Consider the following 13,047-nt stretch of genomic DNA (forward strand, 5'->3'; position numbering starts at 1 on the left):
TTCGCAGGGCCAGGGCGGACGGGGCGTCAGTGGGGTGCGACCGAGGCGGGCCGGCCCGCGTGGTCACGCTGTTCGATCTTGTCCCGGATGAGCCCCATCTGGACGCGGGAGTTGCGGTTGATGTTCTCGGTCATCCAGTCGTCGTCGACCGGGGCGTCCGGCTTCATCGCGAAGTCCTGCGTCCAGTGCATACGGGTACCGCCAGGGACCTCTCTGTACTGCCATCGGATGTCCATGTGCTGGAACGGGCCCGTCTCGACCCGGCGGGCCCTGACCGTTCGCGCCGCGCGGTCGGTGGTCCGCTCCGAGACCCAGCTCCAGACCTTGCCGTTCTCGTCGGGGTGCATGGTCAGGCGGAAGGTCGTCGTGTCACCCTCCCGGGTGAGGATCTCGACCTCCGCGTACTCGCTGAACAGCTGCGTCCAGTTCTCCAGATCGTTGGTCATGTCCCAGACGAGGTCCAGGGGGGCAGCGACGGTGATCTCGTTCTCGGTGTGTCCGGACATGTCAGGCTCCAGTCAAGAGGGTGTTGTTGACGAGGTCGAGGAACTCATGGGGTGACTTGCACTGGTCCGCGTCGGGTGGCAGCGGCAGGCCGTGCCGGTTCTCCAGCTCGCCCACGATGCCCAGGAGACCCAGGGAGTCGAGACCGAAGTCGTCGAACCGGGCTTCGGGCCGGCGCTCCATCTCGTTCGGATCGACGGTGAGACCGGCGCTCTTCTTCATCAGCGTGGCCAGTTCTTCGAAGGTCAGTTGAACGGTCATGAGGGAGTTCTCCTTCTCACGAGGGGGTGTTGGTGGCGAGGCGCAGCACCAGCGCGGAGTTCGAGCCCATGAGCCCGCGGCTCAGCACGAGCGCCGTCCGCAGCTCCGCGGGGCGAGCGCGGCCGGTGACCACATCGAGGTCGTGGCACACATCGAAGACATTCGGAGTGGGGGGTACGAGGCCGTGTTCCATGGCCAGTACCGCGGCGGCCGTGTCCAGCACCGGCGCCCCGCAGTACGCCCGTCCCGTGCCGGTCTTGGGCGCCGTCACGGGTATGCGCCGGCCGTGCGCGCCCAGGGCGTCGGAGATCGCCAGCGCTTCCGCGGCGTCCGCCGCCGGTACGCCGAGCGCGTCCGCGAAGACGACGTCTATCTCCTCCGGCGCGCACCGGGCGTCCCGCAGCGCGCCGCTGATCGCACGGGCCAGTCCCTCCCGGGACTTCACCCACCGGGATGCCCCGGTGAAGGTCGTGGCGTGACCGGCCACCTCGGCACGGACCGAGGCCCCGCGACGCCGGGCCGCCGCCTCCTCCTCGACCACGAGCATCGCGCCGCCCTCGGCGGGCACGAAACCGCAGGCGTCGGAGGTGAAGGGGCGGTAGGCGCGCGTCGGATCGTCACAGGTGCTGAGGTCCTCGTAGCCGAGCTGGCAGACGACCGAGTAGGGGGCCAGGGGGGCTTCGGCCGCGCCGACGACCACCGCGTCCGCGCCGCGGCTGATGGACCTGGCGGCGTGCGCGAGCGCGTCCAGACCGCCCGCCTCGTCGCTGGCCACCACCCCGCACGGCCCCTTGAAGCCGCCACGGATGGATATCTGACCGGTGCTGGCGGCGTAGAACCAGGCGATGGACTGGTACGGGCCGACGTAGCGGGATCCCTGTCCCCACAGCCGCTGCAGTTCGCGCTGGCCGAACTCGCCGCCGCCCGATCCGGCGGCGGTCACCACTCCCACGGCGAACGGTGAACCGTCGTAGTCGGCGCGGCCGAGCCGGGCGTCGTCCAGGGCGAGGTCGGCCGCGGCCATCGCGAAATGCGTGAACCGGTCCGTCTGCACCACATAGCGTTCTTCGATCACCGATACGGGGTCGAAGCCGCGGACTTCGCCCGCCACCCGCAGCGGCAGATGCTCGCACCCCTCGCGGGAGACCCGGTCGAGGACGCTGATGCCTTCCTGCGTCCGCTTCCAGAAGGCTTCGGTGCCGATCCCGTTGGGGGCGACGACACCGATGCCGGTAACGACTGTTCGACGGTCCTGTCGAGGGCTCATCGCGTCCTCCCACTGGGTCGGGTCATGACCACCGCGGACTGGAAACCGCCGAACCCGCTGCCGACCGAGAGCACGCTGCGCAGCTTCAGGGCGCGCGCAGTGCGCGGCACGTAGTCGAGGTCGCACTCGGGGTCAGGGGTCTCGTAGTTCGCCGTCGGGGGCACCACTTGATGGGCCAGGGCGAGCACGCACGCCACGATCTCTATCGCTCCGATGGCGCCGAGCGAGTGCCCGACCATGGACTTGATCGAGCTCATGGGCACCTTGTAGGCGTGCGGGCCTAGCGACCGTTTCACCGCGGCCGTCTCGTGCCGGTCGTTCTGCGTGGTGCCCGAGCCGTGCGCGTTGACGTAGTCGACCTGTGAGCTGTCCAGACGGGCGTGGCCGAGCGCGGTGTTGATGGCCTCGGCCATCTCCAGGCCCTCCGGCGTCAGACCGGTCATGTGGTAGGCGTTGCCGAAGGTGGCGTACCCCTTGATCTCGCAGTACACGGTCGCGCCCCGGGCGCGGGCGTGCTCCAACTCCTCCAGGACGAGTACGGCTCCGCCCTCGCCCATGACGAAGCCGTCCCGGCGGGCGTCGAACGGCCGGGAGGCGTGCTCCGGGTCGTCGTTGTTCGCCGAGGTCGCCTTGATCGCGTCGAAGCACGCCACCGTGATGGGGGAGATCGGCGAGTCCGAAGCGCCGGCGACGCACACGTCGACCCGGCCCTCCTCGATGGAGTGGAAGGCGTACCCGATCGCGTCGAGGCCCGAGGTGCAGCCCGTCGAGACGGTCTGCACCGGCCCGTGGGCGCCGACCTGTTCGGCCACCGCGGAGGCGAGGGAACTGGGCGAGAAGGCCCGCTGCAGATGGCGGCCCGCCGGGCGGTGGTCGACGTCCCAGCGTGCGCCGGAGCCGCTGACCGCCACGTAGTCGTTCTCCAGACGTGTGGTGCCGCCGACCGCGGTCCCCAGAGACACCCCGATCCGCCAGGGGTCCTCCTTCTCGGTGTCGAGACCCGCGTCGCGGACGGCTTCCTGGGCGGCCACCATCGCGAACTGGATGTACCGGTCCGAGCGTTCCACCTGGTCCTGGTCGAGCCCGTGCGCCGTGGGGTCGAAGTCGCACTCGGCGGCGATGCGCGAGCGGAACCCCGCCGGGTCGAAGAGGGTGATGCCCCGGGTCGCCGTACGGCCGTTCGCGAGGAGGTCCCAGAACGCGGCTGCGCCCGTACCGCCCGGGGCGACGACGCCGACTCCGGTGACCGCCACGCGCCGAGTCATGAGACCGCCTCCGTTCGCTCGGGCGGCCGGCCGAGTTCGGCCTTCTCCGTGTGCTCGGTGTCGACGTGCCCCAGCTCCGGGCGGGGGGCGAGCGGGCCGAGGTGGAAGACCATGCGTGCCTCCACGTCCCCCACGTTGCGGAAGCGGTGGCGCACATGCGGCGGGATCAGAACGCCCTGGTCGGGCCGCATCGCGTGCGGTTCATCGTCCAGGTCCACCTCGAGGAGACCGCTCACGACGTACACGAATTCCTCGGAGTACGGGTGGTAGTGCTCGCCGATGCGCTCCCCGGGCTGAACGATGGCCAGGCCCATGAAGCCACTCGTGGCGCCCACCGCGGTCGGCGTGAGCATGGCGCGCAGGTCGCCTCCGCGCCTGCGGTTGGGCTGAGTCTCGCTGAGGTCCACGATGCGTGGCCGGTGCAGGGTCATGACTGCTTCCTCCAGATGCGGTGTGCGAAGGACGTGGTGCGCGAGCCCCCGTGGTGGAGACGCGGAGCTCAGGACTCCTGTGCCTGCCGGTCGGTGATCAGGCTCATCTCGGAGCGCACGAGGAACCGGGCGATCTCCTCGTCGCTCGCCGGCAGGCCGTCCGCGTCGCTGTCGAGCAGCCGCGACAGGACGGTTGCCTTGCGGGGGCCGTCGACGCCGAGGGTCAGAGCGGGCCGCGCGTCGACCGGGCCGGTCATCTCGATGAGCCGGACGACGATGTCGTCCCGCTGGAAAATGGTGCTGCTGTCGATGGGGCTCGTGGGGTCGTCGGCCGCTGTCTCGTCCTGATCGGCGAGCAGCCGGGCCAGCGCCATTCCGCAGCCCTGCTTGGCCGGGTAGAACAGTGCGTGCCGCTGGACTCCCGCAGGGGTGTGCCCGCCCGCCGCCACGTGGTGCACCATCGGCAGAGCGGCGCGGGTGAAGAACATCCGGGCGGAGTCGGGGTCGGAGAGGTCCCGGTCCTGCTCCAGATACGGGTTGATGGACTCCTCTACGGCCCTGACCTCGGGCTGCCTGGCCACATGGCGCAGCGCCGCCAGGAGGTCACCCTCGACCTCGACCGCCCGTACGACGCGGTTTCCGTGCATGAAGAGCGAGGTGCGGCGCAGCCGGGTGTTCTCGTCGACCTGCGCGTTGGGGGAGCTGTACCCGGCGAGGATTTTCGCGACGACGTCCTCGCTGCCCGGCTTGACGGTGAAGGTGAGGGCGTGCCGGACCACCCCGTCCCCCAGACGGGGAGAGGCCTGAAGGCGGCCCTTGACCGACTCGGAGGCGCTCGCGCTGACGTTTCCGGTCTCCCGCAGAACGCTGTAACGCAGCGACCGGGTGTCCCGTACGCAGGCGTGCAGCGGCTGGACCATCTGCACGTGCTCCTCGCTGTTGACCCAGGCGAGGAAGGGCGGTGCGCTCTCCCATTCGCTGGTGATGAGCCACTGCGAGGGGTTCTCGATGGACTGGCACAGCTGGTCACTGAGGTGTCCGGGGACGGAGGCCACCTGCTTGCGCAGGTGCTCGTACGCCTCGAGGAACTGCTTCTGGGCACCGTCGTACAGGTCCAGGAGCAGTACCACCCGAAGCCTGGAGCCGTCGAAGGCAGACTGCGAGATCCGTTCCGACAATGCTGTCATTTTCCACACTCCTTCGAGGCGGCGCGGCGGCCACGTCCGGTGGGCTGCCGTCAGCCGTCAGTCGTCACTGCGATCGGAGCGGGTCGCACACCCCGCGGATGTGCGTGGCTTGCCCCCCCAGTTGCGCGGGTGTCGCTCCTGGAATCGATCGTGGGCTGCTGGTAGGGGTGGCGCGAGATGTGGGAACCAAGCGGGTGAATGGGCGTCCGAAGCGGTCCTGCCGGGGGCATGGAAACCTCATCCCCGCAGGACGCCGAGCTCGGGAGCACCTCATGAACACACACGTCGACCACCGCGTACCGGTCCTCATCGTGGGCGGCTCCCTGGTGGGCCTGTCCGCCTCCCTGTTCCTGGGCCGGCTCGGCATCAGGCACCTGCTGGTCGAGAAACACGCGGCCACCTCGACACACCCACGCGGCCGCGGGAACAACGTGCGCACGATGGAGCTGTTCCGCACGGCGGGCGTGGAGCCGCTGATCCGGGAGGCCGCGTCGGTCCTCGCCGACAACCACGGCATCCTGCAGGCGGGTTCGCTGACCGGCGACGACCAGGAATGGCTGTTCAAGGAGATCGACCCCGGTGGCGCGCTCGCGCGCTTCAGCCCGAGCGGCTGGTGCCTGTGCAGTCAGAACGATCTGGAACCCGTGCTGCTGGCCCAGGCCCGCAAGCACGTGGGAGACCTGCGGTTCGCCACCGAAATGCTCTCCTTCGAGCAGGACGCGACGGGCGTGCGCGCGGTCGTGAAGAACCGGGAGACGGGGGAGGACACCACCGTGCTCGCGGACTATCTCATCGCGGCCGACGGGCCCCGCAGCCCCGTCAGGGAACAGCTCCGTATCGGCCAGACGGGCTCCGGCGACCTGTTCCACAACGTGAGCGTCACCTTCCGTTCCGAGGGTCTCGCGCAGGTGCTGGGCGACCGTCGCTTCATCGTGTGCTACCTGACCAACCCCGAAGCGGACGGCGCTCTGCTGCCGGTGGACAACCGGGAGAAGTGGGTGTTCCACCTGCCGTGGCAGCCCGACCGGGGCGAGACCCTGGAGGACTTCACCGACGAGCGGTGCGCGGAGCACATCCGCAGGGCGACCGGCGTACCCGGCCTCGATGTCGAGATCACCGGCAAGGCGCCGTGGCACGCGGCCGAGCGGGTCGCGGAGCGCTACTCGACCGGCCGGGTCTTCCTCGCGGGGGACTCCGCCCACGAGATGTCACCCACCGGCGCGTTCGGCTCCAACACCGGAATCCAGGACGCGCACAACCTCGCCTGGAAGCTCGCCGCCGTGCTGGCCGGTTCGGCCGGCCCCGGCCTGCTGGAGACGTACGACGCGGAGCGCCGGCCGGTGGCCCGGGCGACGAGCGAGCGCGCCTCGGCACGCTCCGGGGAACACAGCCACCCGGGGTACGCCGCCGCGCCCGGCGTGGGCGGGGGGAAGCAGGGCGGGATGCTCTCGGTGGCCATGGGCTACCGCTACGCCCGCGGCGCGGTGGTGGGCGTCGACCCCGCACTGCCCGTCGTGCCCGAGCGGATGCGGCTGACGGGCGACCCCGGCACCCGGGCACCGCACCTGTGGGTCCGTGAACGCGACGTGCGCAAGTCCACCCTGGATCTCTACGAGCGGTCCTTCGTCCTGCTCAGCGGCGCCGAGGGCGCGCCCTGGCGCTCGGCGGCGAAGCGCGTCGCTGACCGGCTCTCCCTCCGCCTCGATGTCTACGGCGTCGGCGCGGGACCGGACGCCGATCTGGTGACCGAGGACGGGGCCGACTGGGCCGAGGCCCACGGCACGACCGCCGAAGGCGCCGTACTGGTGCGTCCCGACGGCTTCGTGGCCTGGCGGTCGGCGGGGGCCGTGTCCGACCCGGAAGTGGCCCTCCACGACGTCATGACCTCGGTGCTGTGCCGGGCCTGAGGGCCGCCGCCCGACCGGCGCCTTCCCGACCGGCGCCGCATGGTTGCATGAGCCCGATCCGATTCGGGCGAGTCCGATCCCAGGAGTCCCCGTGCCTGTCGTGCCGCTGACCGACATCCTGTCCGACGCTTTCGAAAAGCGTTATGGCGTGCCGGCCATCAATGTCTTCAACGACCTCACCATGGAGGCGGTTCTCGCGGCCGCCGTGGAGAAATCCTCGCCACTGATCGTGCAGACGTCCGTCAAGACGGTCAAATCGATCGGCAGCGACGTGCTCCATACGATGTGGACGTCGATGACGGCCGGTATCGAGGTGCCCGTCTCGCTGCATCTGGACCACTGTCCCGAGCGCGCGGTCATCACCGAGTGCCTGGACCGGGGCTGGAACTCCGTGCTGTTCGACGCCTCGCGGCTGCCGGTGGAGGAGAACATGCGGCAGACCGTCGAGGTCGTCGCCGAGGCCCGCCGGTACGGCGCCCACGTGGAGGGCGAGATCGAGTCCATCACGGGGGTCGAGGACGACATCGGCAGCGACAGCGCGGCCGCCCAGAAGGACCTGGACGTGGCTCTGGAGTTCCTCAGGACGACCCGCGTCGACGTCTTCGCGCCCGCCATCGGAAACGCTCACGGAACCTACAAGCGAACGCCGGTACTCGATTTCGACCGGGTTTCCGACATCGTGGCGGCGTACCCCCTGCCGATCGCCCTCCACGGCGGCAGCGGTCTGTCCGACGAGCAGTTCCGCGATCTCATCTCCCGGGGGTGCGCGAAGGTCAATATCTCGACCGCGCTCAAGGAGAAGTTCATGAAGTCGAACCTGGCTTTCCTGGAATCGGCCGCGGAGAGACAGAAATGGGATCCGCCCTCCCTGTTCCGGTCCGTCCGTCAGGATGTCATCGACATGACCGGCTCACTCATGACGACCTTCGGCAGCGCCGGCCGGGCCGGGTGAGACCGTGCCCGCTCTCGTCTTCGACTGCGACGGCGTCCTCGCCGACACCGAGCGCTACGGGCATCTGCCCGCGTTCAACCGGACCTTCGAGGAATTCGGCCTGCCCGTGCGGTGGAGCGACAGCGACTATGCCGAGAAGCTGAAGGTCGGTGGCGGCAAGGAGCGGATGAAGACGCTTCTCACCCCGGAGTTCATCGCCGAAGCGGGGTTGCCCACCGACCCCGGCGGGCTCGACGAGCAGGTCGCCCGGTGGCACCGGCGCAAGACCGAGATCTATCAGGCGATCATCGCGGGCGGCGCCATTCCGCCCCGGCCCGGTGTACGGCGCGTCGCGGCCGAGGCCGACGCCGCCGGGTGGACCCTGGCCGTCGCCTCGACCTCGGCCGAGCCGTCCGTACGCAGCGTGCTCGAACTCGCCGCGGGCCCGGAACTCGCCGCGCGTTTCAGTGTGTTCGCCGGCGACATCGTCCCGCGCAAGAAGCCGGCGCCGGACATCTACGAGTACGCCGTGGACCACCTCGGGCTCGACCCCGCGGCCGTGGTCGTGATCGAGGACAGCCGGAACGGGATGCGTGCGGCGCTGGACGCGGGCCTGGGATGCGCCGTCACGACCAGTGCGTACACCCGGCAGGAGGACTTCACCGGCGCGCTGCTGGTCGTGTCGTCGCTGGGCGACCCCGGACCGGAGGCGACCACCACGGAGGTGCTGAGCGACCCGCTCGGCGCCGACCCGCGTCCCTTCGTCCGGCTCGCCGACCTCGCGTTCCTGCTCACCGGTGCACCCCGCCCGCACTGACGTCACGCCGGTCAGGAGAGTCCAGTCAGGAGAGACATGCCATCGACACCAGCCAGTGATCTCGAGTTCGTCGTCAGAACCATCGCCCAGACCTCGGTAGACAACGAGCGCGCGTTCTCCGACCTCGACGCCGTCGTGGGCGACGGGGACTTCGGATACTCGCTCGCGCGGGGCTTCGAGATCGTTCTCGCGGACTGGGACTCGTTCGACCGCAGCTCCCCGTCGGCGTTCCTGAAGAAGGTGGCCCTGGTCATCTCCAAGCGGGTGGGCGGGACCTCGGGGCCGCTGTGGGGCACCGCGTTCCTCCGGGCGGCCGGAGCCGTCAGTGACCGGGCCGAACTGAACGCCGAGGACGCGGTCGCCATGCTGCGCGCCGCCGCCGAGGGCATCAAGACGCGAGGCAGGTCCGATCTCGGTGACAAGACGCTGCTGGACGCGCTGATCCCGATGACCGACGCGCTGGAGAAAGAGGCGCACACCGGCGCCGGCGACCCGGCGAACCGCTCCGCCGGCCTGGCCAGGGTCGCGGCGTCGGCCGCCCGTACCGCCGCCGACGCGACCACCCCGATGCGGGCCATGCGCGGCAGGCCGAGCTACACCGGCGAGCGCAGCATCGGCTCCCCGGACGCCGGAGCCGTGGCGGTGGCGGTCATGGCGGAACGCGTCGCCGACGCATGGGCCGCACGCACCTGACCCGCCCCACCGACCGACCCAGGACCGAGTCCGTCCCCGCGCCGCAACGCCGAGAACCGTCCCCGCGCCGCAACGCCGAGAACCGTCCCCGCGCCGCAACGCCGAGCACCAGGAGCGACCGTATGAAGAAGTTCGTCAACGACCCGAAGAACTTCGTCCCGGAGATGCTGCAGGGGCTGGCCCTGGCCAACCCCGACACCCTCCGGTACGTCCCCGAGTACAACCTGATCATGCGCGCCGACGCCCCGCGCCCGGACAAGGTCTCCCTCGTCCAGGGATCGGGATCAGGGCACGAGCCGGCCCATGTCATGTCCGTCGGCAAGGGCATGATCGACGCCGCCTGCCCGGGTGACATCTTCTCCGCGCCGCCCACCGACTACGTCTACGAGACCGTCAAGCTGGTCGCGTCCCCCAAGGGCGTCCTGCTGCTGGTCAACAACTACACGGGCGACCGCATGGCCTTCGAGATGGCCCAAGAGCTCTCGGAGGCCGACGGTCTCACCGTCCGTACGCTCTTCATCGACGACGACGTGTCCGTACAGGACTCCACCTACACGGTCGGCCGGCGCGGGGTGGCCGGCAACTTCTTCGTGATGAAGGCCGCCGGGGCCGCCGCCGAACGCGGCGCCGACCTCGACGAGGTGTACCGGATCGGTGAGAAGGTCAACTCCGTCACCCGCACCATGGGCATGGCGCTCACGGCGTGCACTCCGCCGGCCAAGGGATCCCCGCTGTTCGACCTGCCCGACGACGAGATCGAGATGGGCGTGGGCATCCATGGCGAGCCGGGCCGGCGCCGCGAGAAGCTCCAGCCCGCCGAGGGGATCGTGCGGGAACTCGTCACCGCCGTCGTCGACGACCTGCCGTTCACCTCGGGCGACGGCGTCGCCCTCATGGTCAACGGCCTCGGCGGCACCCCGATCGGTGAGCTCTACCTGGTGTACGGGCTGGCCCACAAGCAGCTCGCCGACCGCGGCATCGAGGTACGCCGCAGCTACGTCGGCGAATACTGCACCTCGCTCGACATGGCCGGCGCCTCCATCACCCTGGTCCGGCTGGACGAAGAGATCTCGGACCTGCTCGCGGACCCCGCCGAGACCCCGATCCGCGTCTTCTGACCGGGTGGGAACCGGGGCCCGCGCCGCCCGGCCCGCACCGCCGGGCGGTGTCAGCGCCTCGGCGGCTTGACCGCCGTTTCGAGGAAGAACGCGTCGATGCTCCGTACGGCCTGGATGAAGTCGTCCAGATTGAGCGGCTTGATGACATAGGCGTTCGCGTGCTGGTGATACGCGGAGCGCACGTCGTCCGGGGCGCCCGACGTGGTCAGGACCACGACCGGGATGGTCAGCAGCTGCGGATCGTCCTTCAGTACGGTCAGCAGTTCCCGGCCGTTCATACGCGGCATGTTCAGGTCGAGCACGATCAGGTCCGGGCGGGGCTTCTCGGCGTCCCGCAGGTACTCCAGCGCCGCCACGCCGTCCTCGGCCTGGTTGATGGAGCGGGCCATCCCATGTTCCTGCAGGGCTTCCTCGATGAGCAGGGCGTCGGCTGGGTCGTCCTCCACCAGCAGGACGTCATAGGAGTGGCTGAGGCTGTTCATGGGGGAGTTCCTGCTCTCTTGCGGGGGTATGGGGCGCGCGGGGGGTGCGGCGGTGAAGACGAGCCCCGGCCATCGCCGCCGGGCTCCTTGGCGGGTGATGTACCAGGCGTCGCCGAGCTGCGGATAGCCGGCTCCCGCCCGTGCGGCCTGTTCGGCTTCGGTACGTGCCTGGCGCTCCACGGCACGGTTGAGGTGCATGAGGATGCGCAAGCGGGCGAGAGAGCCGGCCGCGGCCTCGCCCGGGTCACCGGCCCCATCGCCGCCCGCGGGCTCCGGTGACCCGTCCCGTGGGCCCGGGACGGGCACGTCGAAGACCTGGTCGGCGAGCCGGTGGGTAAGGTCGTCGACCGCGAGGACCGTCATCCGGTCGATGTCTTCCTCGCTGAACTGGGAGGACAAGTCGTTCCGGCGCATGGCCACAATGTAGACGCATCCCCCTCGACAACAACAGTTGTCGAAGAGAGTACGCTGACGCCGTCGTGGTCAGGCCGGTGGTGGCCTCCGACTCCAGGAGCGAACAGTGAGCGTCCCCTCACCCGCACGCCGCCCGACCCCGGATGCGGTGCCCGCACGCCGCCCGGACGAGGACACGACCGCTCCGGCTCAGGCGCCCACGCGGGACACCAGCCGGTGGACGGGCCGGTGGACGACGCGGCGGTGGCTCACGACGGGAGTCTGTGTCTCTCTCCTGCTGCTCACCGCGCTCTCCGCCCTCGGCGCCTGGGTCCTGACGCACTCCACGCAGATCAACACCCGCCTGGTGGACCACAGCTCGCCCGCGCTCATCGCGTCCGTACGACTGGAATCGGCGCTGGTCAACCAGGAGACCGGGGTCCGGGGCTACGAACTCACCGGTGACAGCGCGTTTCTGGAGCCCTACCGCTCCGGGCTGCGTGACCAGACCAGAGCCGGCGCCACCCTCCGGCAGGCGCTCGGGGACGACCGCCGCTCGGCGGCCGACCTCGACCTGGTCCTGGCACGGGCCGACTCCTGGCGCGCGCAGTACGTCCGCCCCATCGTCACCGCCCCGGCCGGCCGCCCCGTACCGGCGGATCCCGCCCGAGCGCTCGCGAGCAAGGCATCCTTCGACTCGCTGCGCACCGCGCTCGTCACACAGCAGCGGCACCTGGAGACGGAGCGCGCCACGGCCCGTGCCGATCTCCAAGGGGTCAGGACCCTGCGCAACTGGGTGTTCTCCACCATCGCCGTGCTCATCCTCGCCCTGCCAGGGATGATCTTCATCGGCTTGCGGCGCGGCATCACCACCCCGCTGGAACAGCTCTCCCGTGACGCGCGCCTGGTCGCGCACGGCGACTTCACCAGGCCCGTCACCAGCGAGGGCCCGGCCGATGTGCGGAAACTCGCGGACGATGTCGACGCCATGCGACGGCGGCTCGTGGGCGAGCTCTCCTTCACCGAGGACGCCCGTACGCGCCTCGACGAGCAGGCCGCGGATCTGCGCCGCTCGAACGCCGAACTGGAGCAGTTCGCCTACGTCGCCTCCCACGATCTCCAGGAACCCCTGCGGAAGGTCGCAAGCTTCTGCCAGCTCCTCCAGCGGCGCTACGCGGAACAGCTCGACGAGCGAGCCGGCCAGTACATCCACTTCGCGGTGGACGGCGCCACACGGATGCAGACCCTCATCAACGATCTTCTGGACTTCTCCCGCGTCGGGCGGATGCACAACCAGACCGCCACCGTCGACCTTCAGGAGACCTTCGACCGGACGGTCGACTCGCTCAGCATCGCCATCGAGGACGCGGACGCCCGGATCTCCCACGACGCCCTGCCGGTCCTCACGGGCGATGCCACCCAGCTGACCATGCTGGTGCAGAACCTGCTGGGCAACGCCCTCAAGTTCCGTGACCCCGAGCGCCCCCTGCGGATCCACCTCGGGGCCGAACGCCGGGGCGACACCTGGCACTTCTCCGTCACCGACAGCGGCATAGGAATCGAGCCCGAGCACACGGAGCGGGTCTTCATCATCTTCCAGCGGCTGCACACCCGTGAAACGTACGGCGGGAACGGTATCGGCCTGGCCGTGTGCAAGAAGATCGTGGAGTTCCACGGCGGAACGATCGCCGTGGACCCGCACCACGCCCCCGGCGCCCGGATCACCTTCACCCTTCCCGCGCTCGACATCCCCGCTCAGGCGCCGGCCCCTCAGGCCTGACGCGGGATCAC

At 70.1% G+C, this 13,047-nt stretch carries 13 protein-coding genes; 6 read left to right on the forward strand and 7 right to left on the reverse strand.

Going from position 1 to position 13,047, the window contains the following annotated elements; all coding sequences use genetic code 11:
- Positions 1–26: 26 nt before the first annotated feature.
- The 6 genes from ACFVWW_RS27215 to ACFVWW_RS27240 form a co-directional block, all read right to left on the reverse strand.
- The gene (locus ACFVWW_RS27215; protein ID WP_384185725.1) at positions 27–506 is read right to left on the reverse strand and encodes an SRPBCC family protein; all 480 of its coding nucleotides are present in this window, start codon (positions 504–506) and stop codon (positions 27–29) included.
- Position 507: 1 nt separating this feature from the next.
- Positions 508–765: an acyl carrier protein gene (locus ACFVWW_RS27220; RefSeq protein WP_384185728.1), complete on the reverse strand. Its 258-nt coding sequence runs from the start codon at positions 763–765 to the stop codon at positions 508–510.
- 16 nt (positions 766–781) lie between these two features.
- Positions 782–2,032, reverse strand: a complete 1,251-nt coding sequence (locus ACFVWW_RS27225; RefSeq protein WP_384185731.1) for a ketosynthase chain-length factor — start codon at positions 2,030–2,032, stop codon at positions 782–784.
- Positions 2,029–3,297: a beta-ketoacyl-[acyl-carrier-protein] synthase family protein gene (locus tag ACFVWW_RS27230; RefSeq protein WP_384185734.1), complete on the reverse strand. Its 1,269-nt coding sequence runs from the start codon at positions 3,295–3,297 to the stop codon at positions 2,029–2,031. The genes ACFVWW_RS27225 and ACFVWW_RS27230 overlap by 4 nt, the downstream gene beginning before the upstream one ends.
- Positions 3,294–3,728 (reverse strand): cupin domain-containing protein, encoded by a 435-nt coding sequence (locus ACFVWW_RS27235; protein ID WP_384185737.1) that lies wholly within the window; start codon positions 3,726–3,728, stop codon positions 3,294–3,296. Before ACFVWW_RS27235 ends, ACFVWW_RS27230 begins: the two co-directional genes overlap by 4 nt.
- Positions 3,729–3,796: 68 nt before the next feature.
- Positions 3,797–4,915, reverse strand: a complete 1,119-nt coding sequence (locus ACFVWW_RS27240) for a SchA/CurD-like domain-containing protein (protein ID WP_384334678.1) — start codon at positions 4,913–4,915, stop codon at positions 3,797–3,799.
- 194 nt (positions 4,916–5,109) lie between these two features.
- Between ACFVWW_RS27240 and ACFVWW_RS27245 the strand changes: the two genes are divergently transcribed.
- The 5 genes from ACFVWW_RS27245 (at position 5,110) to dhaK (ending at position 10,381) form a co-directional block, all read left to right on the forward strand.
- Positions 5,110–6,822, forward strand: a complete 1,713-nt coding sequence (locus ACFVWW_RS27245; RefSeq protein ID WP_386878120.1) for an FAD-dependent oxidoreductase — start codon at positions 5,110–5,112, stop codon at positions 6,820–6,822.
- Between the two features lie 91 nt (positions 6,823–6,913).
- A complete protein-coding gene (locus tag ACFVWW_RS27250) occupies positions 6,914–7,774 on the forward strand; it encodes a ketose-bisphosphate aldolase (RefSeq protein ID WP_386878121.1) in 861 nt (286 codons plus the stop codon).
- A gap of 4 nt (positions 7,775–7,778) precedes the next feature.
- Positions 7,779–8,570 carry an HAD-IA family hydrolase gene (locus tag ACFVWW_RS27255; protein ID WP_384334672.1) on the forward strand — a complete coding sequence of 264 codons (792 nt, stop codon included), beginning with the start codon at positions 7,779–7,781 and terminating at the stop codon, positions 8,568–8,570.
- A gap of 36 nt (positions 8,571–8,606) precedes the next feature.
- Positions 8,607–9,263, forward strand: coding sequence for a dihydroxyacetone kinase subunit DhaL (gene dhaL, locus ACFVWW_RS27260; RefSeq protein ID WP_386878122.1), 657 nt, complete (start codon positions 8,607–8,609; stop codon positions 9,261–9,263).
- Between the two features lie 122 nt (positions 9,264–9,385).
- On the forward strand, positions 9,386–10,381 hold the full coding sequence (gene dhaK / locus ACFVWW_RS27265) for a dihydroxyacetone kinase subunit DhaK (protein ID WP_384185752.1): 996 nt from the start codon (positions 9,386–9,388) through the stop codon (positions 10,379–10,381).
- 50 nt (positions 10,382–10,431) lie between these two features.
- Here the strand turns inward: dhaK and ACFVWW_RS27270 are convergent, their stop codons facing one another.
- The gene (locus tag ACFVWW_RS27270) at positions 10,432–11,277 is read right to left on the reverse strand and encodes a response regulator (RefSeq protein WP_384334666.1); all 846 of its coding nucleotides are present in this window, start codon (positions 11,275–11,277) and stop codon (positions 10,432–10,434) included.
- 106 nt (positions 11,278–11,383) lie between these two features.
- Here ACFVWW_RS27270 and ACFVWW_RS27275 point away from each other — a divergent pair, with 106 nt between their 5' ends.
- Positions 11,384–13,036, forward strand: coding sequence for an ATP-binding protein (locus tag ACFVWW_RS27275; protein WP_386878123.1), 1,653 nt, complete (start codon positions 11,384–11,386; stop codon positions 13,034–13,036).
- Positions 13,037–13,047 lie beyond the last annotated feature (11 nt).

The organism is Streptomyces sp. NPDC058198 (assembly GCF_042882605.1).
Classification (GTDB): domain Bacteria; phylum Actinomycetota; class Actinomycetes; order Streptomycetales; family Streptomycetaceae; genus Streptomyces.